We start from the raw sequence: 24,379 nt of genomic DNA, 5'->3' as shown, positions 1-24,379 counted from the left end.
AAAAACTTGTTAATTAACCAGCGCTTATGAAATAGCGATCCGAAGGACAGGGAAGCCTGCCCAATCCGCCAAACCGTTAAGGAGTCTTTATGGGTGTAAAAATGATCGCCGTCGACATGGATGGCACCTTTCTCAGCGACGCCAAAACCTATCACCGCGAGCGCTTTCTTGCGCAATACGCCCGCATGAAGGAACAGGGGATCCGCTTTGTCGTCGCGAGCGGCAACCAGTATTACCAGCTCGCGTCGTTTTTCCCGGAGATAGCCGAAGAGATTGCTTTCGTGGCGGAAAACGGCGCCTGGGTGGTATGCGAAGGCGAAGATCTGTTTAACGGCAAGCTCACCAAAGGGCAGTACGACCAGGTTATCGACCATCTGCTGACGCTGCCGAAGGTAGAAACTATCGCCTGCGGCAAGCGCAGCGGCTATACCCTAAAACATTACGACGACGCGTTTAAGCGCATGGCCGCCACCTATTATCACCGGCTGGAATTCGTCGACAGTTTTTATGGCCTGGACGACACCTTCTTTAAATTCGCCCTTAACCTGCCGGATGACGATTTATTAAAAACCATGGACGCGCTGACGGTAGCGTTTGAAGGCATCGTAACGCCGGTTTCCAGCGGTCACGGCTCTATCGACCTGATTATCCCCGGCCTGCATAAAGCCAACGGCCTGCAGATGCTGCAAAAACGCTGGGGAATAAACGACAGCGACGTGGTCGCTTTCGGCGACGGCGGCAATGATATCGAGATGCTGCGCCACGCGGGCTTTGGCTTCGCCATGGAAAACGCGCCGGAGAAAATCAAAGCGATAGCGCCTTACCGCGCGCCGCATAATAACGAACAGGGGGTGCTGGAAATTATCGACAAGGTGCTGAATAAGGAAGCGCCCTTCCAGTAACGCAAAGGCCCTCGCTGGAGGGCCTTTTTCATAGTGATTTATTGCGGCTGGAGCGAATTCCCGACCGTTTTATCCTTCAGGAAAATGACCATCATCCCCAGCCACAGCAGGCCATTCAGCAGATTGAAAAGGCTAAACAGGCCATTGCCGCCCGCCAGATAGGCATGCTTGCTGACTTCGATGCCGACGGTGAAAATCAGCATCTGCAACATGCCCATCGCCGCGGAAACCGTGCCCTTGCTGATGTCGCTGGCAAAAAGCGTCAGGCGCACCAGGCCTGCGTTGGCAAGGCCGATGCCGAAGGCGTAAACGCTAAGTCCCGCCGTCATCCACAGGTAAGCGTGGGAGGAGAGCAGGGTCGCCAGCGCCGCTATCACCAGACCAAGAGTGATGGGCCAGCCGCCAAGAATAATCAGCGAACGCACGGTGCGTCGCGAAGTGAGTTTCGCCAGCGCCAGATTGCCCGCGATCAGCGCGCCGAAAATCGGCACCTGCAGCAGGCCGTATTCATAGCTGCTGAGCTGCTCGCCGCTGATGATGATAACCGGCGACTGGGCAATCCACGCCAGCAGCGGCAGGCTCACAAAGCCTGTCGCCAGCGCGCCCGCCACAAAGCGGGCGTTTTTCATCACGGCTTTATAGTCTCGCCCAAGCTCCTTGAGCGAAAGCTTTTCGCCAAGGCGGGTGGCGGTTTCCGGCATGGCGCGCCACAGGCCGTAATAGGCGATGGCGGCAAGCACCGCGAAAAGCACGAACATCATCTCCCACGGCGCCATGTGCACCCAGGCGGCGCCCACCAGCGGGCCGAGCAGCGGGGCTATCAGCGCCACGTTCGCCATCAGCGCGGTGATTTTGATGCACACCGCCTCTTCAAACGACTCCTGAATCGCGGCGTAGCCGACCGCGCCGATAAAGCAGAGGCTGATGCCCTGTAAAAAGCGCAGCGCGGTGAACTGCTCAATATTTTGCGCGAGCAGCGTGGCAAGGCAGGTCACGATAAACCAGACCACGCCGGTGAGCATCACCGGGCGGCGGCCGATGCGGTCCGACAGCGGCCCCAGCAGCCATTGTAAGAACATCCCGCCCGCCAGATAGGCGGTCATGGATGTCGGCACCCACTCCATGCCAGCCTGGTATTGCTCCACCACGGCGAGCATACCCGGCTGGATCATGTCGTTGCCGATATACGTTGAAAATTCATACAACACCAGGCACAGCGGGAACAGCAGCGCCTGACGACCAAGACGCTTTTTCGTCATTGTTTTATTTTGCATTAGCGATCCATCCAGAGAAATCGCGCTGAGTGTAATGAAACGACCGCAGCAGTCATAGTGAATTGTGTGCGACGTTAGCCGATAACGCACAGAGTTACCGTCATTTAAGTTTATTTTAAGCTGCGCCCTGTACGCTTATGGCAGGCGCGGGTAACGGCTGTATGACAGAAATAAGACAATACCGCTTTACCCTTCGCCGGTCGGTTTCTAAGGTTATTCGCTTTACTGGCGGCCTGTTTTTGCGCCGCGTTTGCCGCCCTGCTTTGGGCCTCTTTTTTGGGTTGATAAGGAACCAAAACCGCGATGATGGAAGACCTCAACCACCAGCTCTTTCTGGCGATTAACGCCACTCCCGCCTCCCCCGCCTGGCTGCTTGCCCTGGCGACCTTTATCGCAAGGGAGCTGATTTACGGCGTGCCGCTGCTTTCAGCGGCGCTCTGGCTCTGGGGCCCCGGGCAAAAGCTTAGCGCACAGCGCCAGCTGGTGGTAAAGATTGCGCTGGCGCTCGCCATCAGCGTCTTTCTCTCCTGGCTGATGGGCCATCTATTTCCGCACCCGCGCCCGTTTGCCGAAGGGGTCGGCCACCAGTTCCTGCACCATTCGGCGGATGACTCTTACCCAAGCAACCACGGCACCGTGAGCTTTACCTTTGCGCTGGCGTTTCTCTGCTGGCACCGGGTGTGGTCAGGGCTGGTGCTGCTGGCGGTCGCTTGCGCTATCGCCTGGTCGCGCATCTATCTGGGCGTACACTGGCCGCTGGATATGGTGGGCGGTTTGCTGCTCGGCATGCTCGCCTGCCTGGCGGCGCAAATGGTCTGGAACGGCTGCGGCGAGGCGCTCTACCGCCTGCTGCGCCAGCTTTACCGCCGCTGCTTCGCCCTGCCCATCCGCAAAGGCTGGGTACGTGACTAACGCCTCTGCGACGGGTAAAATCGCCCGATTCACTGGCGAAGCGTGGTTCACGCCTCGCCAGTTTTGGTTAAGCAGAGGACGAAATGGAAACACGGCGCGACGAGCGGATAGGGCAACTGCTGCAGGCGTTAAAACGCAGCGATAAGCTTCACCTGAAAGAGGCGGCCACGCTGCTTGGCGTTTCAGAGATGACCATCCGCCGCGACCTGCAGCGCAACGACGCGCCTGTGGTGCTGCTCGGCGGTTATATCGTGCTGGAACCGCGCAGCGCAGCGGTCAGCCATTATCTGCTGAGCGATCAGAAAACCCGTCTGGTTGACGAAAAGCGTCGCGCCGGCCGCCGGGCGGCGGAGCTGGTCAGCCCGCATCAGACGCTCTTTTTTGACTGCGGCACCACCACCCCCTGGATAATCGACGCGCTGGACAACGACCTGCCCTTCACCGGCGTCTGCTATTCGCTTAACACGTTTCTGGCGCTACAGGAAAAACCCGCCTGCCGCGTGATTCTCTGCGGCGGCGAGTTCCACGCCAGCAACGCTATCTTCAAACCGCTTAATTTTCGCGAAACGTTGCGCAACATTTGCCCCGACATCGCCTTTTTCTCCGCCGCCGGTCTGCATCTGCACCACGGCGCCACCTGCTTTAATCTGGACGAACTGCCGGTAAAACAGTGGGCGCTGGAGATGGCGCAGCGGCACGTGCTGGTGGCGGACAGCAGTAAATTTGGCAAAGTAAGACCCGCCTGCATGGGGCCGCTGGAGGCCTTCGACACGCTGGTGACAGACGCGAAACCGGAAGCGAAATTTATCGACTGGGCGAGAGAGTCTGGCGTGACGCTGCTCTGGTAAACGCCTCCCGCCAGACGGGAGGCGACATGCTTAAGAGAACCAGCTGCCGAACCACTTGTGGAATTGCATCAGCACGCGATCCCACAGGCGGCTTAAGAAGCCGCCCTCTTCCACCGCCTCCATCACCACCAGCGGACGCTGTTCAATGTTCTGGCCGTTGAGCTGGAAGTCAATCGTGCCCACCACCTGGCCTTTTTTCAGCGGCGCGGTGAGCTGCGGCTGCGTGAGTTTCCAGGTCGCTTTCAGGTTTTTAAGCTGGCCTTTCGGAATGGTTATCGACCCCGCTTCGCCTGCGCCCAGTTTGGCTTCGCTCTTGTCGCCAAACCAGACTCGCTGGCTGACAAACGTCGCATCAGGTTTGATGGGCGTTACGGTTTCATAGAAACGAAAGCCCCAGGTCAGCAGCTTTTCCGACTCGCGAAAGCGAATGCCGTCGGTTTTGGTGCCCAGCACGACCGAAATCAGGCGCATATCGCCCTGCGTGGCCGAGGCCACCAGATTATAGCCCGCCCCCGCTGTGGTGCCGGTTTTCATCCCATCCACGTTCAGGTTGGTGCTCCACAGCAGCCGGTTGCGGTTAGGCTGGCGGATATTATTGAACGTAAACTCTTTTTCTTTATGAATGGCATATTCATCCGGCACATCATGAATTAGCGCCTTGCCCAGCAAAGCCATATCGCGCGCGGTGCTGAATTGCCCTGGCGCATCCAGCCCGTGTACGGTTTTGAAGGTGGTGTTTGTCAGTCCCAGCCGCTGCGCATAACCGTTCATCAGGCCGACGAACGCATCCTGGCTGCCCGCGACATAATCGGCGATGGCGATGCTGGCGTCATTCCCGGACTGGATGATCACCCCTTTATTCAGCTCGGAAACCGGCACCTGGTCGCCTGGCTTTAAAAACATCAGCGACGAGCCGCGCAGCGCCGGATTGCCGGTCGCCCAGGCGTCTTTGCCGATGGTGACCTTATCATCAAGATGAATTTTGCCCGCCTTCAGCGCCTGGCCTACCACATAGCTGGTCATCAGCTTGGTCAGGCTTGCAGGGTCGAGCTTTTCATCGGCGTTGCCTTCCGCCAGCACCTTGCCGCTGGCGTAATCCATCAGGATCCAGGCCCTGGCTTCCATCGCCGGCGCGGCAGGCGCCTGCGCCTGCGTTTGCTCGGCCTTTACGGCAGGAGCCAGAGCGAGTAACAGAACGGAGCCCGCCATCACAGCGCGCGCAAAAGGGGGGAGAGAGAAAGGGTTGGTAAGTGCCATCCGAGTATCCATTCCAGAAATCACGTCAAAATAAACGCATCGAGTGAAGTTGTGAGTAATAACGCACATTAGCTCGTAATGAAACAGTAAGCGGGTAAAGTTTTTTCAAGTGTAAGTGAGATCGGGTTGTTACTGACCGATTTTTGCGAAGGTTGCGAAAAAGTGGGCTTTATCTCACCATAGGTATTTCCCACTCTGTGACCTACCCTCTTCATAAGGAGCGAACCATGATTACCGTCTGGGGCAGAGAAAACTCCACTAACGTCAAAAAAGTCCTCTGGTGTCTGGAAGAGCTGGAGCTGCCCTACAACCGTATCCCCGCCGGCATGCAGTATGGGATTAACCACGATCCCGATTATCTGGAAATGAACCCTAACGGCCTGGTGCCCTGCCTGCGCGATGATGAAACGGGGCTGGTGCTCTGGGAATCGAACGCCATTGTTCGTTATCTCGCCGCGCAGTACGGCCAGCGCCGTCTGTGGCTGGACAACCCGGTGGAACGCGCGCAAGGGGATAAATGGATGGACTGGGCGGCCACGATGCTGCCGCCGCCGCACCGGGGCCTGGTGTTTAGCCTTGTGCGCACGCCGCCGGAAAAGCGCGACCCGAAGCTGATTGAAGAGAGCGCCCATAAGTGCGACGAACTGCTTGGCATTCTCGACGCGGAGCTGGCGAAAACGCCCTGGCTTTCGGGCGAAGCGTTCGGGCTCGGCGATATTTCACCCGCGCCCTATATCTACAATCTGAAAAACGTCGGCGTTGAGTTTACGCCGCGCCCGCACCTGGACCGCTGGTATCAGCAGCTGAGCGAGCGCCCGGCGTTTCGCAAAATTGTGATGATCCCGGTAAGCTGAGATCACGAAGCGGGGCTGATTTTCAACAGTTGCCCGTCCGTTTCGTCCGTCAGCACATACACATAGCCATCCGGCCCAACGCGCACATCGCGAATGCGCGCGTTGCGATCGCCCAGCAGGCGGCCATCCTCCTTAACGTTATTGCCGTTCACGCTCATCTGAATCAGGTTTTTATCCTTCAGCGCGCCGATGAACAGTTTATTTTGCCACTGCGGGAAAGTGCTGGCGTGGTAAAACGCCATGCCGCTGACGGCAGGCGAATCTTTCCAGTAGAAAATGGGTTGCTCCGTGCCAGGCGCGGTGCCGCCTTTTGCTTCAGGTATCGGCAGGCCGCTGTAGTTAATACCCCAGGTGGCGATGGGCCAGCCGTAATTTTTGCCCGCTTGCGGAATGTTAATTTCATCGCCGCCGCGCGGGCCGTGTTCATTCAGCCAAAGCGCATGGCTCCAGGGGTTGAACGCCATCCCCTGCGGGTTGCGAATGCCGTAAGACCAAATCTCCGGGCGCACGCCCGCTTTGCCAACGAACGGGTTATCCTGCGGCACTCGGCCCTCTTCGGTCAGGCGCACCAGTTTGCCCTGCAATTTGTCGAGCTCCTGCGCGGTAGGCCGCTGGTTGTTCTCCCCGAGGGCGATAAAAAGATAGCCCTTGCCGTCAAACGCCATGCGGCCGCCGAAGTGGTTGCCGACAGAGAGCTTCGGCTGCTGGCGAAAGACCACGGTGAAATTTTCAAGCCGCTGCATATCATCGCTCAGGCGTCCGTAACCGACCGCAGTGCCCGCTTTGCCATCCTCGCCAGCTTCGGCATAGCTCAGCCACACTTTGCGGCTTTGCGCGAAATCGGGCGCCAGCACCACGTCAAGCAGGCCGCCCTGCCCCTGCGCCCAGACTTTCGGCACGCCGCGAACAGGGGCGGAAAGCCCTTTGCCCGGCTGCCAGCGCTTCAGCTCGCCGCCTTTCAGGGTTATCAATATGCCCTGATCCTGCGGCAGGAAAGCCAGCGCCCAGGGATGTTCGAGCCGGTTTTGCAGCACCTCCACGTTAACTTCAGCGGCATGGAGCTGCGATGCGCCAAGCAGCGCCGCAGCGGCGAGCCAGGTTCGGGGCGAGAGCAGCGGCATAGCAATCTCCTTTATCGGTTGTCCCGATAAGGGTAGCCAGCAGCGGCAACGACGGGTTTACTTTTACAAAAACTTAAGCAGGACGGGGGAGTCGCCTCCCCCGGATTTCAGGCTTCTGCCGGTTTTCTGAGGTCGGTCAAAAGGTGTGTGCAACGCTGCAGCGTGATAACGGCGCGTTCAAGCTTCTCGGCGTCGACGGTGATATAAAACGGACAATCATGCTGCCCTGTCATCAAACATACCGCAGCGCCGGAAAGCGCATCCAGACACTGGGTAAACGCGGTCAGCTCCGTGCTTTTTTGCGTCTGCTTCAGGAGCGCGTAGTGACGACGGTATTCCTTACAGAGATCAAAAAGGTTATCCCTCAGGTAGAGACTTTCAGCGACCGACATATACCCCTTTGCTTTCCTCAGTTGTAGATAAGCCATGAGGTCAACTTTTGCGATGATCGTCTTTTTCAAGAGATCATGCCGGACTCTGTCAGAGATCATACATATTCCTCCCTGTGGCACATCGGTGGATCAAGGCAAGCATATGGTCACTTTTTGTGCGGAATTATGCGCTGGGTCAATATTTCGACACCTATTAACTTTCTTTACATTTCGATAACGTGACGGGAGGAACGCGGCGCGGCGTCATTTTTTGCGAAGCGAGATCTATACCAGGCGGAATAAACAGGGCAAGCGAACCGTTAATTTTGTGCTCCGTTCAGGGTTATCGGAACGGGTTTCAGGAGGCGGCGATGGCGCTTAAAAACGCGGCATAAACGAAAAAGCAAAACGGCACGTTAACGATAAACAAAATGAACAACCGGGGAAAAGGTCATTAATTTTGGCTACTTTCACACTTTACCAAAAATAAAGACACAGAAAAGATAAAAGCAGGTCAGCAATAGCGCGGGCATTTCCGTTGAAAGAATATTCCACTGCCTTATTATTTTTATTCGCTTACTTTCCGGCACGTTTACCTGCCGATAAAAAATTATTTAGCCAGTTGGAGCGCTGCGTTTAAGACTACGACTTTTTCATGATTTTATCACTGGAGAACATCATGAAATGCAGAATTACATAAATACACATCTTTACTGAAAGCCCTGTACTACTGTGAAATTATCGAGCCGGAAGGGAGATATGCTATGTATCAAAAAATTTTATTATGTTCTGGCCTGGCTATACTGGGATGCCAGCATCATCCACAGTCTGATAATACCCACACGATCGCCACGTTTAATGAGCAGCAAATGATTGACGTCAGCGGCGATGCCTTCCTGCGTTTATACAATACCAAATCCATGGATGAAGGACGGGTGTCGCCCTTTATTAATCTGGAGGAGTTATGCTCGCGATACGCTCCCGACCTTGCCCCGTCGAAAAACAAAAACAGGTTTATCGACGCCATGCGTGAAGGTTTTTATTCCCGGTTTAAGCCGATGATGAAAACAGAATATGATAAGGAGGCGTATATGAATATGTCTGTAAGCTTTGTGAGCGTAGCTTTTGATATTTGCGAAAGCGCTTATCAGCGAAGCCGGGCATAGTAAATAAACCTGAGAGCATAGATTGGTTAATATCACTTTACTGTACTCAGTATGGCTGACAGAAAATCGGTGCCCCCCCGAAGACGCCATAATTAATGACATGGGTTTTTCTTAGCGGCGATGAATAATCGTTAACGTAAATACATCCTTTAATTACCTGTGCCAAAATAGCTAATCATCCCGGCAGAATTAATGCAGAAATAATTAGCGGACTGGTTTAGGTTTCTTTTAATGCGACGATTTTGCGAAAAAATGGTAATAAAAAAGGGCAGGCCTTTCTCCTCCTCTTCCCCCTCTGACGCAGAACCACGGCGGCGGCCGGGGTTAGCAAGAATTCCGTCACATATAGCTGTAGCGTTTGCGCATGATGTATACTCCGCGTTTTCCCGAGCAATGTATTGTATAAAAAATGTCCAAGATTGGTTTCATCTCATTAGGCTGCCCGAAAAACCTGGTGGATTCTGAGCGCATCCTGACCGAACTGCGTACCGAAGGCTACGATGTCGTGCCGAGCTATGACGATGCCGACATGGTTATCGTTAACACCTGCGGTTTTATCGACAGCGCCGTTCAGGAGTCGCTGGAAGTGATCGGCGAAGCGTTAAACGAAAACGGCAAGGTGATTGTGACCGGCTGCCTCGGCGCGAAAGAAGATCAGATCCGCGAAGTGCATCCGAAGGTGCTGGAAATCACCGGACCGCACAGCTATGAGCAGGTGCTCAAGCACGTTCACCACTATGTGCCGAAGCCTAAGCACAATCCTTTCTTAAGCCTGGTGCCGGAACAGGGCGTCAAGCTGACGCCGCGCCACTATGCTTATCTGAAAATTTCCGAAGGCTGCAACCACCGCTGCACCTTCTGCATCATCCCGTCCATGCGCGGCGACCTCGACAGCCGCCCGATTGGCGATGTGCTGGCGGAAGCGAAGCGCCTTGTGGAAGCGGGCGTGAAAGAGCTGCTGGTTATTTCGCAGGACACCTCGGCTTACGGCGTGGATGTAAAACACCGCACCGGCTTCTGGAACGGCGAGCCGGTGAAAACCAGTATGGTCAGCCTGTGCGAGCAGTTGGCGAAGCTCGGCGTCTGGGTGCGCCTGCATTACGTTTACCCTTACCCACATGTGGATGAGGTGATCCCGCTGATGGCGGAAGGCAAGATCCTCCCCTATCTCGATATCCCGCTGCAGCACGCCAGCCCGCGCATTCTGAAACTGATGAAACGCCCGGGTTCGGTAGACCGTCAGCTTGCGCGCATTAAACAGTGGCGTGAAATTTGCCCTGAGCTGACGCTGCGCTCCACCTTTATCGTGGGCTTCCCGGGTGAAACCGAAGAAGATTTCCAGATGCTGCTCGACTTCCTGAAAGAAGCGCGTCTCGACCGCGTCGGCTGCTTTAAGTACAGCCCGGTGGAAGGCGCAGGCGCGAACGATCTGCCGGATCAGGTGCCGGAGGAGATCAAAGAAGAGCGCTGGAACCGCTTTATGCAGCTTCAGCAGCAGATCTCCGCCGAGCGCCTGCAGGAAAAGGTGGGCCGCGAAATCCTCGTCATGATCGATGAAGTGGATGAAGAAGGCGCCATTGGCCGCAGCATGGCGGACGCGCCGGAAATCGACGGCGCGGTTTACCTTAACGGCGAAACCAACGTGAAACCGGGCGATGTGGTTCGCGTGAAGGTGGAAAACGCCGATGAATATGACCTGTGGGGCAGCCGCGTTTAAGGCTTGCCGCTGAAAAAAAGGCTGCCGGATGGCAGCCTTTTTTATTAGCCCTTGAGCCTGGGGTCGAGCGCGTCGCGAAGGCCGTCGCCCAGCAGGTTAAATGCCAGCACCGTCAGGAAAATGGCGAGGCTTGGGAAAATAGCCACATGCGGCGCTATGACCATATCCGCGCGCGCCTCGTTCAGCATCGCGCCCCACTCCGGCGTCGGCGGCTGTGCGCCAAGGCCGAGGAACGAGAGGCTTGCCGCCGAGATAATCGAGGTGCCGATGCGCATGGTGAAATAGACCACAATGGACGACACCGTGCCCGGCAGAATGTGGCGAAACAGAATAGTCGCGTCGGAAGCGCCGATGCTGCGCGCCGACTCGATAAACGTCTGGTGCTTCAGCACCAGCGTGTTGCCGCGCACCAGGCGCGCAAAAGCCGGGATGCTGAAAATCGCCACCGCGATAATAACGTTCGCCATACCGCTGCCCATCACCGCCACCACCGCAATGGCGAGCAAAATGCCCGGAAAAGCGAACAGCACGTCGCAGATGCGCATAATAATGCGGTCCCACCAGCCTTCGTAATAGCCCGCCAGCAGCCCGAGCACCGTACCGATAAGCGCGCCGATAAGCACAGCGAACACCCCGGCCGCCAGCGAAATCTGCGCGCCGACCAGCACGCGACTGAAGATATCGCGCCCAAGCGAATCGACGCCGAACCAGTGCAGCATCGACGGCCCTTCGTTGAGCCTGTCGTAGTCAAAATAGTTTTCCGCATCGAACGGCGCTATCCAGGGCGCGACTATCGCAAGGACAATCAGCAGCAGCACAAACGCGCCGGCGATAAGCGCCACCGGCTGGCGTTTGAATCGTCGCCAGAATTCATGCCAGGGCGTGCGCACCTGCTGCGGGCGTATTGTCGGCATGGCGTTGAGAATGGCCTGTCGGCGCCAGTTGAAAAGTCGCATCCTTACTTGTACCTGATAGCCGGGTTAATGGCGGCGTAGAGCACGTCCACCACTAAGTTGATAAGAATGAATTCCAGCGAGAAGAGCAAAACTTCCGCCTGAATCACGGGGTAATCGCGCATCTCGACGGAATCCACCAGCAGACGACCAAGCCCCGGCCAGTTGAACACCTTCTCCACCACAATCGAACCGCCCAGCAGAAAACCAAACTGCAGCCCCATCATGGTGATCACCGGGATCATGGCGTTGCGCAGGCCATGTTTCAGAATCACCCATTTCTCGCTCACCCCTTTGGCGCGAGCGGTGCGCATATAATCCTCGCCCAGCACGTCCACGAACGAGGCGCGGGTGAAGCGCGCCATCACCGCCGCAACCGCCGCGCCAAGGGTAATAGAGGGCAAAATGTAGTGGCGCCAGCTGTCGGCGCCGACGGTCGGCAACCAGCCCAGCTCCACGGAAAATACCTGCATCAGCAACATGCCGAGCGCGAAGGCGGGAAAAGAGATGCCGGAGACGGCGAGCGTCATGCTGATTCTGTCCGGCCAGCGGTTACGCCATACGGCGGCGATAATGCCGGCGAACAGCCCGAACAGCACCGCCCAGACCATGCTGGCGACGGTGAGCCAGAGCGTCGGCATAAAGCGGCTGGCTATCTCCTCCGACACCGGGCGGCGTGACACCAGCGAGTTGCCAAAATCCCCCTGCGCAACGTGGCTGATATAGTGCCAGAACTGCTGCCACAGCGGCTGATCCAGCCCCAGTTGCGCCCGCACCAGCGCGATAACCTCAGCATCGGCTTCCGGCCCGGCGATTAAGCGCGCCGGGTCGCCTGGCAGCATATGTACAAATAAAAACACCAGCACCGCCACGATGAGCAGCGTCGGGATAAGTCCCAGCAGGCGTTTTACAACGTAATTAAACATGCGCAGCCCTGTCTCTGTCCTGCATAGCGTCTCCTTAAGCTAAGTTTACCCGTAACATAGATAAATGCGCGTTTATAACGGTCCGCTGCGGCGAGTGGCGCTTCGCTTACCGGCCTGATAAGGCGGCGCGGCTAAGCGTTATTGCCCCTGTGATGCCCCTTGCCTCTCGCCCCCGAGGCGAAAGGGAGAAAAGCGCGTTGCTCGCCGCCTTTCTGCCCGTCTCTTCGCCGCAGGGATAAATAAGCAAAGCGCCGCATACCCGCTCGCCGACCGGTCCCCTCTCTCTGTTGGGGAGAGGGTCTGGGTGAGGGGCGACGCGCTCTCTTATTTCAGATCCGCATTCTCGAAGCTAAACCCGGTGTCCGGCATGACGTAGAAGTCGGTCAGGGATTTACTGTGGGCGGAAACCAGTTTCTCTACCACCAGCGGCACCCAGGGCGATTCTTGCCAGATAACCTGCTGGGCATCTTTATAAAGCTTCGCTTTCTGAGCGTTATCGGTGGTTTTCAGCGCGTCAGCGAGGTCGCTGTCCACCTGCTTGTTGCTGTAGAAGGCGGTGTTAAACAGCGTCGGCGGCCAGTTCTGGCTTGCGAAAAGCGGCGAAAGCGCCCAGTCCGCTTCGCCCGTTGACGCGGTCCAGCCGGTATAGAACATTCGCACCCCGCTCTCTTTCTGGCCCTTGCCTTCCACTTCCGCCGCGCGCTGCCCGGCGTCCATCGCCGTGACTTTCGCCTTGATGCCCACCTGCGCCAGCTGCTGCTGCGTAAACTGCAACACTTTCTGCGCGGTGCTGTGGTTGTGAGACGACCACAGCGTAGTGCTAAAGCCGTTCGGGAAGCCCGCTTCCTTCAACAACTGACGCGCTTTAGCCGGGTCGTACGGCCAGGGTTGAAATTCCGCGGCGTAAGCGATGGAAGGCGGCACCACGCCCGTGGCCGGGGTGGCGTAACCGGCGAACGCCACTTTCACCAGCGCCTGACGGTTGATGGCGTAGTTAATCGCTTCGCGCACTTTCGGGTTGTCGAACGGCTTTTGCGTCACATTCATGCTGATATAGCGCTGCATGATGGAAGGCGAAGCGACCAGTTCGAGCTTGTCGTTTTTCTCCAGCACCTTCGCCTGCTCATAAGGGATCGGGAAAGCGAACTGCGCCTCGCCGGTTTGCAGCATCGCCGCGCGGGTATTGTTGTCCACGACCGGGCGCCAGGTGATGGAGTCGAGTTTCGGCAGCCCCTGCTGCCAGTAGCTGGCGAATTTCTTCACCTTCACGAAATCCGTCTGGTTCCAGGTCACCAGCTCATACGGGCCGGTCCCTACCGGGTGAAAGCCAATCTCCTTGCCATATTTTTGCAGCGCGGCGGGCGAAATCATCGCCGTGGCCGGATGCGCCAGGATATTGATAAAAGCGGAGAACGGCTGTTTTAAGGTGATTTTTACGGTAGTCGGGTCCAGCGCCTCGGTGCTGGCGATGTTTTTATAAAGGTTGTAGCGCTTAAGGTGGTTATCCGGGTTGCTGGCGCGGTCGAGATTCGCCTTCACCGCCGCGGCATCAAACGCGCTGCCGTCCTGGAACTTCACGCCGGAACGCAGCTTGATGGTATAAACGAGGCCATCGTCAGAGACGGTATAACTTTCCGCCAGCACGTTCTGCAGCTTCATGTCTTTATCAAGACCAAACAACCCCTGGTAGAACGACTTCGCCACCGCCTGCGACAGCGTATCGTTCGCGTCATACGGGTCGAGCGTCGTGAAGTTCGAAGCGACCGCCACCACCACATCTTTGGCGGCGAAGGCGGGCGCGGCGGCCAGCGCAGAAGCGACGCCCACGGCGGCGAGCCATTTACGCGTTGTGTGTTGAGTCATATTGTTATTCTCCTTATTGTCCCTGCCTTGATGAATTAATAGTGGTGCGAAGCGCCGCCAATCGCGTGACGCGCCACAAAATGGCCCGGCCCTACCGCCACCAGCGGCGCGACGAACGGCTCGTCGCCGCGCTTGCGGGTGGCGCTTGGGATCTCATCGGACAGCAGCACCGGCTGGCGGCGCGGATGATCCGGGTCGGCGACGGGCACCGCCGCCATCAACTTGCGGGTGTAGGGGTGCTGTGGGTTTTCAAACACCGCCCGACGCGGCCCTATCTCCACAATTTGCCCGAGGTACATCACCGCTACCCGATGGCTGATGCGCTCAACGACAGCCATATCGTGCGAAATAAATAAAAAGGCGATGCCGAATTCGCGCTGTAAATCGAGCAGCAGATTGATAATCTGCGCGCGGATAGAGACATCAAGCGCGGAAACGGACTCGTCGGCGATCACCACTTTCGGGTTCAGCGCCAGCGCCCGGGCGATACAAATACGCTGCCGCTGACCGCCGGAAAACTCGTGCGGATAGCGCCAGGCGTGCTCGGGCTTTAAGCCAACGCGCTCCAGCAGCCAGGCCACGCGCTGCTGCGCCGCCTCGTTGCCCATCATCTTGTGCACCAACAGCGGCTCCATAATGGAATAGCCCACGGTCAGGCGCGGGTCGAGCGAAGCGTAAGGATCCTGAAAGATAATCTGGATATCGCGACGCACCGGCTGCAGGGCGCTCTGGGGCAGCGTATCGATACGCTTGCCGGCAAAGGTGACGCTGCCGCCCTGGGTTTCCACCAGCCGCAGCAGCGCGCGCCCGGTAGTGGATTTACCGCAGCCCGACTCCCCCACCAGAGAGAGCGTTTCGCCCGGCCAGAGATCAAAGCTGACTTTTTCCACCGCATGCACTTCGCTTTTTACGCGGTTGAGAATGCCGCTGCGCACCGGGAAGCGGGCCACCAGCTCCCGCACCTGCAGAATAGGACCGCTGTCGGGCAATACCGTATCCTGCGCGCTTTCAGGCAGCGCAATGCCTGCGCGATCGCGAAAATCCTGCGGGAATTTTTGCGGCAGGTCGGTGCCGTTCATGGCGCCAAGGCGCGGCACCGCCGCCAGCAGCTTTTTGGTATAGGGGTGCTGAGGGGCGCTGAAAATCTCCCGCACGCTGCCGGTTTCCACCGCTTCGCCCTGATACATAACCAGCACGCGGTCGGCCATATTCGCCACCACGCCCATATCGTGGGTGATAAAAATCACCCCCATCGCCATCTCTTCCTGCAAAACCCGAATAAGCTGGAGGATTTGCGCCTGGATGGTGACATCCAGCGCCGTGGTCGGCTCGTCGGCTATCAGTACCGCCGGGCGGCAGGAGAGCGCCATGGCTATCATGACCCGCTGGCGCATGCCGCCTGAAAGCTGATGCGGATAGCGCTCAAGAATGCTTTCCGCTTCGGGAATGCGCACCAGCTCCAGCATGCGCTTCGCCTCCCGCAACGCTTTCTCGCGGCTTAATCCCTGATGCAGGCGGATAGACTCGGCTATCTGCTCGCCCACCGGAAAAACCGGGTTTAACGAGGTCATCGGCTCCTGAAAAATCATCGCCATGTCAGCGCCGCGCACCGAGCGCATTTGCGACTGGCTCATTTCCCGCAGATCGATGACCTGTTTATTACGACGGCGCAGCAGTAAGCGCTCGCTCTGCGTCTCTCCGCCTGCCTGTTCGATAAGGCGCATCAGCGAAAGCGCGGTAACCGATTTGCCGGAGCCGGATTCGCCGACGATGGCGAGCGTTTCGCCGCGCCGCAGGTCGAAAGAGAGCTGGCGCACCGCGTCGGTAACCTGCTCCTGCTGGCGAAAACGTACCGTTAAACCGGTAACCGAAAGCACCTGATCTTCAGGCAATGCGTGACTGTATGGCACCGGAACTCCTCATTCGCGATAGATCCCAACGCAGGGCGCATCGCCCACGTAACCAAAACCGCGATACATTCCCTCGCTGTTGAAGGGCATCGCCACGTTGCCTTCACGGTCGATAGCAATAACGCCGCCGCTGCCGCCAAGGGCCGGCAGCTTCTCCATCACCACCCGCTCGCTCGCCTGCTGCAGGCTCAGCCCGGCGTACTCCATCAGCGCGGCAATGTCGTAAGCCGCAAGCGTTCGGATGAAGGTTTCGCCCGTACCGGTGGCGGAAACCGCGACGCTGGCGTTATTGGCGTAACAGCCCGCGCCAGGCAGCGGAGAGTCGCCTACCCGGCCTGGCAGTTTATTCGTCATGCCGCCAGTGGAGGTGGCCGCCGCCAGATTGCCGTGCTCATCGAGCGCCACGGCGCCGACGGTGCCGAACTTCTGCTCTTCATCCAGCGGACCGCCATCGTGATCGAGCAGCGTCTGGTCCTGCGCTTTAGCGCGCTCAAGCTGTTCCCGGCGTTCAGGGGTAGAGAAAAGCGAAGGCGAGACGGGCGCAACGCCATGGTCAAAAGCAAACTGCTCCGCGCCCTCGCCAATCAGCAAAACGTGAGGGCTTTGCTCCATCACCAGGCGAGCGGCCAGCACCGGATTGCGCAGGCGGCTTACGCCCGCCACCGCGCCCGCTTTCAGGGTATGACCGTCCATGACGCAGGCGTCCAGCTCATGCGTGCCCGCGCGGGTAAAAACCGCGCCGATGCCAGCGTTAAACAGCGGGCACTCTTCGAGCAGACGCACCGCTTCGGTCACCGCATCCAGCGCGCTGCCGCCTTGCGCCAGTATCGCCTGCCCCGCCTCGATGACGCCTGAGAGCGCCTCAATATACCGTTGCTCTTGCCCGGGGCTCATTTGCGCCCGGGCAAGGGCCCCTGCCCCGCCATGTATGGCGATTACCGCTTTAGCCATTGATCCACGCTCTGATTTTGTGACACGGCCGTACTTTTTTTATAAATATCATTATCGTTGCCGCGACTTAATATGAAATTTGAATATAGAAAGAGCCCAATGTGATGTAAAGCCCGCGCGCGGCTCACGACGCGATACCTGCCTATCTCTTACCCTTTCTGCCATAATGGGCGCTTTCCTTTTTCCCGCGCAGGAGTAATAAGATGGAACCTACCGCCGGACTGATGGCGCTCGACGTCGCCCTTGAAAAGATGCTGTCGCGTCTTTCCCCTCTTACCGAATCCGAAACCTTGCCGCTGCTGCGCTGCTTCGGCCGCGTGCTGGCGCGCGATATTGCTTCGCCCCTCGACGTGCCGGGGTTTGATAACTCCGCCATGGACGGCTACGCCGTGCGCTTAGCCGACCTCGCGCTGGAAAAACCGCTGCCCGTGGCGGGCAAGGCGTTCGCCGGCCAGCCGTTTCGCGGCGAATGGCCTGCGGGCAGCGTTATCCGCATCATGACCGGCGCGCCTGTGCCTGCGGGCTGCGAGGCGGTAGTGATGCAGGAAGAAGCCGAGGTTACGGAGGCGGGCGTGCGCTTCAGCGCAGCGGTTCGCGTCGGACAGAATATCCGTCTGCGCGGGGAAGACATCGCGAAAAATGCGGTGGTGTTAAAAGCGGGCCAGAAAATGAGCGTGGCGCAGGTGCCCATTCTCGCCTCGCTGGGTATCGCCGCCGTAGAGGTAGTGCGAAAAATTCGCGTGGCGGTCTTCTCTACCGGCGACGAGCTGCGCCTGCCGGGCGAACCGCTGGGCGAAGGCGAAATTTACGACACCAATCGCCTGGCGGTGCATCTGATGCTCGAACAGCTCGGCTGCGAGGTGATTAACCTCGGCATTATCCGCGACGACCCGGCGGCGCTTCGCGAAGCGTTTATCGAGGCGGACCGTCAGGCGGATGTGGTGATAAGTTCCGGCGGCGTCTCGGTGGGCGAAGCGGATTACACCAAAACCCTGCTGGAGGAACTGGGCGAAATCGGCTTCTGGAAGCTCGCCATCAAGCCGGGCAAGCCCTTCGCCTTTGGCCGCCTGCCGCACAGCTGGTTCTGCGGCCTGCCGGGCAACCCGGTTTCCGCCGCCCTCACCTTTTATCAGCTGGTGCAGCCGCTGCTGCTGACGCTGTCCGGCGCTGAGCCGGTTGCGCCGCGTCGTCTGAAGGTGCGCGCGGGCGGTCGCTTTAAAAAATCACCAGGCCGCCTCGACTTTCAGCGCGGCGTGCTGCGCACCGGCGAGGACGGCCAGCCGGAAGTGGTAACCACCGGCCATCAAGGCTCGCACATTTTTAGCTCTTTCAGCCAGGGCAACTGTTTTGTGGTGCTGGAGCGCGAGCGCGGCAACGTCGAGCCCGGCGAGTGGGTGGATGTCGAGCTCTTCAATCATCTGTTCGGAGGCTAACCGTGGAAGCGCTGACCGACGCTGAAATGCTGCGCTATAACCGGCAGATTATCCTGCGCGGCTTCGACTTTGACGGCCAGGAGCGGCTGAAGGCGGCGCGGGTGCTGGTGGTGGGGCTGGGCGGGCTCGGCTGCGCCGCCGCGCCTTATCTTGCCGCGGCGGGCGTGGGCCGTCTCACGCTGCTGGATTTCGACACCGTGGCGCTCTCTAATTTGCAGCGCCAGATTTTGCACCGCGACGCCGCTGTCGGTACGCCGAAAGTGGATTCTGCTCGCGCCATGCTGGAAGCTATCAATCCGCACGTCGCCATTGAAACGGTTAACGCCATACTGGACGACGCGGCGTTCGGCGAGCTTATCGCCCGCCACGATTTAGTGCTCGACTGCACTGACAACGTGGCGGTGCGCAATCAGCTTAACCAGGGTTGTTTTACCCATAAGGTGCCGCTGGTTTCAGGCGCAGCTATCCGCATGGAGGGGCAGATAAGCGTTTTCACTTATCAGCCTGATGAGCCCTGCTACCGCTGCCTGAGCCGCCTGTTTGGCGAAAACGCCCTGACCTGCGTGGAAGCGGGCGTCATGGCGCCGCTGGTGGGGATTATCGGCTCGTTGCAGGCGATGGAAGCCATTAAAGTGCTGGCGCAGTACGGCGAGCCGTGCCGGGGAAAAATCGTCATGTACGATGCCCTGCGCTGCCAGTTCCGGGAGATGAAGCTGCCCCGCAACCCCGCCTGCGAGGTGTGCGGCGGGCAGTAAGAGAGTATCAGGCATGCTTATTGCGCGCCTGGCCGAAGCGCTTATCCGGCCAGGCGCGAAAACCGCCCCCGTGGCGGTTTTTTTGTGGGCTTAGTCATAGAGGCCGTCACGTTGCACCGCGGTGTGGCCCTTGCCGGGGCGGATGCGGCGAACCGAGTCGCGCACCACCAGCGTGCCGTTCAGCAACAGCGTGCCGCAGGCCGCCTGCGGGCGAACCAGCCGATGCTGCAACATCCGCACCGCTTCTTCTCCCAGTTCGTCGCGCGGCACATGCACCGCCGTCAGCGGCACATCCTGAATCGCCGCCAGGTTAAAACCGTCAATGCTCATCACCGAGATGTCCTGCGGCACCCGCAGCCCCGCTTTTTGCAGGGCGTTCACCGCCCCCTGCGCCATAAAATCGCCCCCCACCAGCAGCGCGCTGGGCAACGGCCCGGCAAGGGTCGAGAAATACTCCGCCACCAGCGCTTCGCTCTCTTTGGCGCTGAAGCTTTGCGCGGCAATGAGGTTCCGCTCTTCATCGAAGCGCAGATTGTGCGCCTCCCAGGCATCCCGGATGCCCGCCAGGCGAAGCTCCATGGTGTAACGGCGCAGGCAAAGCAGATTCACCACCTCCCGGTGGCCCATTTCAAACAGATAACGCGCGGCGAATTCGCCAATCAGGCGGTGATCCGGCGCCACTGCGGGCAGGCGCATCCGGCTGTCGCGGCTGTTAATTAACACGCAGGGCTTCCCCAGGTCGGCGGCCAGATCGTGGATATGCGGATCGTCAATGCCCAGCAGAATAGCCGCCTCGGTTTCCGCTTCGTTCATGCGGGCCAGAAACAGGTTGGCGTCGCTGTCATTCTCCTCCAGGGCGCAGTAGCGCAGCCGGACTTCATACGCGTCCAGCGCGCTGCTGATGCGCTGGATAACGCGGTGGTAAAAGATGTCGGAGCGTTCATCAAAAGCGCGCTGCGGCGCGAACACCACCAGGCTGTTGAGCAACATTCTGCCTGCGGCCATGTCGTCCATCACCCCAAGCTGCGCGGCGCAGGCGCGCACCTTCAGCCGCGCTTTTTCGCTGGTATTGGCTTTGCCTGCCAGCACGCGCGAAACGGTGCTGACAGAAAGCCCGGTTTGCGCCGCGATTTCGGCGATTTTTAACTTTTTACTCATTTTGTGATCCATCTCCAGTTGTGAAATGAATAAATTTTCATGAGCGAAAAAGCCTGTGATAGTGGGCCATGAAGTCACTCATTTCAGCGACAGAAAGAGTTTATGAGAATTTTTGCATAAATTACACTACTACCATTCCAGTCCTTCCCCTACTCTCAAATCGTGACCCGCTTTTTGTCGCGCCACTTTTCGTTTAACCCTACATAAATCGCGTTGATTCAAAGAGATAACTAAATCTCTGCCGCCTTTGCCGCAAGGACGAAGGCGCACAGTCCGAACAGGTACGCCAACGCCAACCGAACGTGGAGAGAGAGATGAGTCAAGGTATCAATCAGGAGATGACGGCGGTGAAAAGCAAACGCGTCATCCGCAACCTGCGCTGGTGGGTGTTGGTGCTGTTTTTAATGGGCGTTACCGTTAACTACATTACCCGCAACTCGCTGGGCATTCTGGCGCCGGAGCTGAAAACCAGCCTCGGCATTACTACCGAACAATATTCCTGGATAGTCGGCGCGTTCCAGCTCGCCTATACCCTTTTTCAACCGCTGTGCGGCTGGCTTATCGACGTTATTGGCCTCAAGCTCGGCTTTCTGATTTGCGCCTCGCTCTGGGCGCTGATGTGCATTCTTCACGCTGGCGCGGGAAGCTGGCTGCATTTGGCCATTCTGCGCTTTTTGATGGGCGGCGCGGAAGCCGCAGCCACCCCGGCTAACGCCAAAACGCTGGGCGAATGGTTCCCGAAAAAAGAGCGTCCGGTGGCGGCCGGCTGGGCTGGCGTCGGTTTTTCCATCGGCGCGATGCTCGCGCCGCCGATTATCTACTTCGCGCACGCCACCTTCGGCTGGCAGGGCGCGTTTCTTTTCACCGGTATTCTGGCGCTGGGCTGGGTAATTTTGTGGTGGCTCTTTTATCACAACCCGGAGCAGCACCCTCGTCTTGGCAAAGAAGAACTGGCCTTTATTAAGCAGGACAACGAGCCGCCGGCGGTGAAGCTGCCGTTCTTCACCGCGCTGAAGACCGTGTCGAAAAACAAGCGCTTCTACGGCATCGCTATCCCGGCGTTTATGGCGGAGCCCGCCTGGGCGGTAATGAGCTTCTGGGTGCCGCTTTATCTTGCCAAAGAGCACGGCATGGATCTCAAGCAAATCGCTATGTTCGCCTGGCTGCCCTTCCTCGCCGCCGACCTGGGCTCTGTCGCCAGCGGCTATCTGACGAAGCTTTATGTGCGCTGGTTTGGCTGCACCCGGGTTAACTCGGTGGTGGCAAGCTCCGTGACGGGCGCGTTCCTGATGGTCTCGCTGGCGATTGTCACCCTCACCCGCGACCCGTACATCACCATTGTGCTTATCTCCATCGGCGGTTTCGGCCACCAGATTATCTCCTGCATGCTGAGCGCGCTGGTGGTGGAGTCGTTCGATAAGGGCCAGATGGCGACGGTGAACGGCATGCGCGGCTCCTGCGCGTGGATAGCCAGCTTTATTTTCTCGCTGATTATCGGCGTTACCGCCGACAAAATCGGCTTTAACCCGCTCTTTATCGCCATGGGCTTCTTCGACCTGATTGGCGCCTTCTTCCTTATCGCTTTTATTGCTGAACGCCGCGCAAAACGCGCCTGAAATGGATAGTTAAGATGAAAACGCTCAAACACTGGACATTAACGCAGTCAGACAAGCACCACGTCGAGTTAACGGTGGATGGAGAACATCGGCTCTGCCTCTATGTGCTGGAGCACGGGATGTTCCGCGTGCTGGTCAAACGCCGCGGCGAACTCGCCCTTAACCGCACCTGGAGCATCGCCCCGCAAAAAGATGTGCCCTGGGAAGGACGCGAACGGGAAAGCGTTGCGGGCTTCAGCCTGCCTGGCTTTACGCTGGAAGAGACGCCGGAGCGGCTGGTTATCGCTACCGATAAGCTTCGCGTGACGGTGCATCAGCCGCTGTGGCTTGAGTGGCACTACCGCGACGAGGCGGGCGACTGGCAATTCCTGACCGCCGACCGGCGCACCAGCGCCTACCTGCTGAACGCGCATGGCGACGGTGTGGCGCACTACCAGCATCGTCAAAAAACGGACCGCTTTTACGGGCTTGGCGAAAAAGCCGGGCCGCTTGAGCGCACCGGCAAGCGCTACGAAATGCGCAACCTGGATGCGATGGGCTACAACGCAGCGAGCACCGACCCGCTCTATAAACACATTCCGTTCACCATTACGTGCCGTGATGACGTCAGCTTCGGCCTCTTTTATGACAACCTGAGCAGTTGCTGGCTTGACCTCGGCAATGAAATTGATAACTACCACCAGCCCTATCGCCGCTGGCAGGCGGAAGCGGGCGATATCGACTATTACCTGTTCGTCGGCCCACGCGTGCTGGATGTGACGAAAGCGTTTGTCCGCCTCACCGGCAAAACCTTCTTCGGGCCGAAATGGAGCCTTGGCTACAGCGGCTCAACGATGCACTACACCGACGCGCCGGACGCGCAGAACCAACTGATGAACTTTATTCGCCTGTGCGAAGAGCATGCGATTCCGTGCGATTCATTCCAGCTCTCCTCGGGCTATACCTCCATCAATAACAAGCGTTACGTCTTTAACTGGAACTATGACAAAGTGCCGCAGCCGAAAGCGATGAGCGGCGCGTTTCACGAGGCGGGGCTGAAGCTTGCCGCCAATATCAAGCCGTGCCTGTTGCAGGACCATCCGCGCTATAACGAGGTGGCGAACAAGGGGCTGTTTATTCGCGATTCCGAAAGCGACGCGCCGGAGCGCTCAAGCTTCTGGGACGATGAAGGTTCGCACCTCGACTTCACCAACCCGGCGGCGATCGCCTGGTGGCAGGAAGGCGTAACGAGCCAACTGCTTGAGATGGGCATCGATTCGACCTGGAACGATAACAACGAATATGAAGTGTGGGACGGCGAAGCGCGCTGCCATGGCTTCGGCGCCCCCATCGCCATTAAGCATATTCGTCCGGTAATGCCGCTGTTAATGATGCGCGCCTCGATGGAGGCGCAGCAGCGCTTCGCGCCGGAAAAACGCCCCTATCTGATTTCCCGCTCCGGCTGTGCGGGCATGCAGCGCTATGTGCAGACCTGGAGCGGCGACAACCGCACCAACTGGGACACGCTGCGCTATAACATCCGCATGGGCGTAGGGATGAGCCTTTCAGGGCTTTACAACGTAGGTCACGATGTGGGCGGTTTTTCAGGCGATAAGCCGGACGCGGAGCTGTTCGTGCGCTGGGTGCAAAACGGCGTTATGCACCCGCGTTTCACCATTCACTCCTGGAACGACGACCAGACGGTTAACGAGCCGTGGATGTACCCGGCGGCGACGCCTGCCATCCGCGCGGCGATTGCGCTGCGCTATCGGCTGCTGCCTTATCTTTATACGCTGCTGTGGCAGGCGCACGCCGACGACGAGCCGATGCTGCGCCCGACGTTTCTCGACCACGAGCATGACCCGCAAACCTTCGCTGAATGCGACGAGTTTATGCTGGGGCGCGATCTGCTGGTGGCAAGCGTGGTGGAACCCGGTCAGCGGGAGCGTAAGCTGTGGCTGCCGGATAACGCCACGGGCTGGTATGACTTTAACACCGGCGCCTGGTATTCCGGCGGTCAGTGGGTGACGCTTAACGCGCCGCTGGAAACCCTGCCGCTGCTGGCGCGTGCGGGCGCGGGCCTGCCGCTCTCTTCCCGCCTGCATCATGTCGATGCGCAACGCGACGACAAGCGTGAGTTAGCACTTTTTCCGCTGAAAGGCGCAGGCGAAACAAGCGGCCAGCTGTTTGAAGACGACGGCGAATCCTGGGGATATAAAGAAGGCAATGCGCTGTGGGTGAACTGGCAGATGAAATGCAGCGCCGATGAAATTCATCTGACGTTCTCCGCCACCGGCGACTACCGCCCGGCGTGGCGCGAACTTCACGTCACGCTGCCGCCCGGCGAAACTCGCCGCCTGGTGATTAACGGCGAAGAGACGGATGCCTGGGCGCTCTGACGGGGCGCAACGAG

The 24,379-nt window shown here is 58.5% G+C and carries 20 protein-coding genes; 10 read left to right on the top strand and 10 right to left on the bottom strand.

Going from position 1 to position 24,379, the window contains the following annotated elements:
- Positions 1–89 precede the first annotated feature (89 nt).
- Positions 90–902 (top strand): Cof-type HAD-IIB family hydrolase, encoded by an 813-nt coding sequence (locus tag ACU4F7_RS07235; RefSeq protein ID WP_029592334.1) that lies wholly within the window; start codon positions 90–92, stop codon positions 900–902.
- A gap of 38 nt (positions 903–940) precedes the next feature.
- On the opposite strand, the gene ACU4F7_RS07230 is transcribed toward ACU4F7_RS07235, so the two are convergent.
- Complete coding sequence (locus ACU4F7_RS07230; protein WP_029592333.1) at positions 941–2,176, bottom strand: MFS transporter; 1,236 nt, start codon at positions 2,174–2,176, stop codon at positions 941–943.
- A gap of 303 nt (positions 2,177–2,479) precedes the next feature.
- Between ACU4F7_RS07230 and ybjG the strand changes: the two genes are divergently transcribed.
- Positions 2,480–3,088 carry an undecaprenyl-diphosphate phosphatase gene (ybjG, locus tag ACU4F7_RS07225; protein ID WP_481638337.1) on the top strand — a complete coding sequence of 203 codons (609 nt, stop codon included), beginning with the start codon at positions 2,480–2,482 and terminating at the stop codon, positions 3,086–3,088.
- A gap of 83 nt (positions 3,089–3,171) precedes the next feature.
- Positions 3,172–3,936, top strand: coding sequence for a DNA-binding transcriptional repressor DeoR (gene deoR, locus ACU4F7_RS07220; RefSeq protein WP_024556022.1), 765 nt, complete (start codon positions 3,172–3,174; stop codon positions 3,934–3,936).
- A gap of 30 nt (positions 3,937–3,966) precedes the next feature.
- Here the strand turns inward: deoR and dacC are convergent, their stop codons facing one another.
- On the bottom strand, positions 3,967–5,205 hold the full coding sequence (gene dacC / locus ACU4F7_RS07215) for a serine-type D-Ala-D-Ala carboxypeptidase (protein WP_481638336.1): 1,239 nt from the start codon (positions 5,203–5,205) through the stop codon (positions 3,967–3,969).
- Between the two features lie 215 nt (positions 5,206–5,420).
- Here dacC and ACU4F7_RS07210 point away from each other — a divergent pair, with 215 nt between their 5' ends.
- Positions 5,421–6,047 carry a glutathione S-transferase family protein gene (locus ACU4F7_RS07210; protein WP_029592330.1) on the top strand — a complete coding sequence of 209 codons (627 nt, stop codon included), beginning with the start codon at positions 5,421–5,423 and terminating at the stop codon, positions 6,045–6,047.
- Positions 6,048–6,049: 2 nt separating this feature from the next.
- On the opposite strand, the gene ACU4F7_RS07205 is transcribed toward ACU4F7_RS07210, so the two are convergent.
- A complete protein-coding gene (locus ACU4F7_RS07205; RefSeq protein WP_481638335.1) occupies positions 6,050–7,168 on the bottom strand; it encodes a PQQ-dependent sugar dehydrogenase in 1,119 nt (372 codons plus the stop codon).
- A 107-nt stretch (positions 7,169–7,275) separates the two neighbouring features.
- Entirely contained in the window at positions 7,276–7,659 is a 384-nt protein-coding gene (locus tag ACU4F7_RS07200) for a biofilm formation regulator BssR (RefSeq protein WP_481638334.1), read from the bottom strand.
- 644 nt (positions 7,660–8,303) lie between these two features.
- Here ACU4F7_RS07200 and ACU4F7_RS07195 point away from each other — a divergent pair.
- Together ACU4F7_RS07195 and rimO are read left to right on the top strand one after the other, a co-directional pair.
- Positions 8,304–8,705 carry a hypothetical protein gene (locus ACU4F7_RS07195; protein ID WP_481638333.1) on the top strand — a complete coding sequence of 134 codons (402 nt, stop codon included), beginning with the start codon at positions 8,304–8,306 and terminating at the stop codon, positions 8,703–8,705.
- Positions 8,706–9,114: 409 nt separating this feature from the next.
- A complete protein-coding gene (rimO, locus tag ACU4F7_RS07190; protein WP_029592325.1) occupies positions 9,115–10,422 on the top strand; it encodes a 30S ribosomal protein S12 methylthiotransferase RimO in 1,308 nt (435 codons plus the stop codon).
- 44 nt (positions 10,423–10,466) lie between these two features.
- Here the strand turns inward: rimO and gsiD are convergent, their stop codons facing one another.
- The 5 genes from gsiD to iaaA form a co-directional block, all read right to left on the bottom strand.
- Positions 10,467–11,378 carry a glutathione ABC transporter permease GsiD gene (gsiD, locus tag ACU4F7_RS07185; protein WP_024559643.1) on the bottom strand — a complete coding sequence of 304 codons (912 nt, stop codon included), beginning with the start codon at positions 11,376–11,378 and terminating at the stop codon, positions 10,467–10,469.
- A 2-nt stretch (positions 11,379–11,380) separates the two neighbouring features.
- Positions 11,381–12,301: a glutathione ABC transporter permease GsiC gene (gene gsiC / locus ACU4F7_RS07180; protein WP_029592324.1), complete on the bottom strand. Its 921-nt coding sequence runs from the start codon at positions 12,299–12,301 to the stop codon at positions 11,381–11,383.
- A 324-nt stretch (positions 12,302–12,625) separates the two neighbouring features.
- Entirely contained in the window at positions 12,626–14,164 is a 1,539-nt protein-coding gene (gene gsiB, locus ACU4F7_RS07175) for a glutathione ABC transporter substrate-binding protein GsiB (RefSeq protein ID WP_481638332.1), read from the bottom strand.
- A gap of 35 nt (positions 14,165–14,199) precedes the next feature.
- Positions 14,200–16,041, bottom strand: a complete 1,842-nt coding sequence (gsiA, locus tag ACU4F7_RS07170; protein ID WP_481638708.1) for a glutathione ABC transporter ATP-binding protein GsiA — start codon at positions 16,039–16,041, stop codon at positions 14,200–14,202.
- A 42-nt stretch (positions 16,042–16,083) separates the two neighbouring features.
- Positions 16,084–17,025 carry a beta-aspartyl-peptidase gene (gene iaaA, locus ACU4F7_RS07165; RefSeq protein ID WP_481638331.1) on the bottom strand — a complete coding sequence of 314 codons (942 nt, stop codon included), beginning with the start codon at positions 17,023–17,025 and terminating at the stop codon, positions 16,084–16,086.
- Between the two features lie 203 nt (positions 17,026–17,228).
- On the opposite strand from iaaA, the gene moeA reads away from it, so the two are divergent.
- Entirely contained in the window at positions 17,229–18,458 is a 1,230-nt protein-coding gene (moeA, locus tag ACU4F7_RS07160) for a molybdopterin molybdotransferase MoeA (RefSeq protein WP_481638330.1), read from the top strand.
- 26 nt (positions 18,459–18,484) lie between these two features.
- On the top strand, positions 18,485–19,213 hold the full coding sequence (gene moeB, locus ACU4F7_RS07155; protein ID WP_481638707.1) for a molybdopterin-synthase adenylyltransferase MoeB: 729 nt from the start codon (positions 18,485–18,487) through the stop codon (positions 19,211–19,213).
- A gap of 90 nt (positions 19,214–19,303) precedes the next feature.
- On the opposite strand, the gene ACU4F7_RS07150 is transcribed toward moeB, so the two are convergent.
- A complete protein-coding gene (locus tag ACU4F7_RS07150; RefSeq protein WP_481638329.1) occupies positions 19,304–20,371 on the bottom strand; it encodes a LacI family DNA-binding transcriptional regulator in 1,068 nt (355 codons plus the stop codon).
- 314 nt (positions 20,372–20,685) lie between these two features.
- Here ACU4F7_RS07150 and ACU4F7_RS07145 point away from each other — a divergent pair, with 314 nt between their 5' ends.
- Together ACU4F7_RS07145 and ACU4F7_RS07140 are read left to right on the top strand one after the other, a co-directional pair.
- A complete protein-coding gene (locus ACU4F7_RS07145; RefSeq protein WP_029592317.1) occupies positions 20,686–21,987 on the top strand; it encodes an MFS transporter in 1,302 nt (433 codons plus the stop codon).
- Positions 21,988–22,001: 14 nt separating this feature from the next.
- Entirely contained in the window at positions 22,002–24,365 is a 2,364-nt protein-coding gene (locus ACU4F7_RS07140) for a glycoside hydrolase family 31 protein (RefSeq protein WP_481638328.1), read from the top strand.
- Positions 24,366–24,379: the final 14 nt, after the last annotated feature.

It is taken from the genome of Franconibacter pulveris (assembly GCF_056780215.1).
This window is presented reverse-complemented; position numbering and strand designations above follow the sequence as displayed.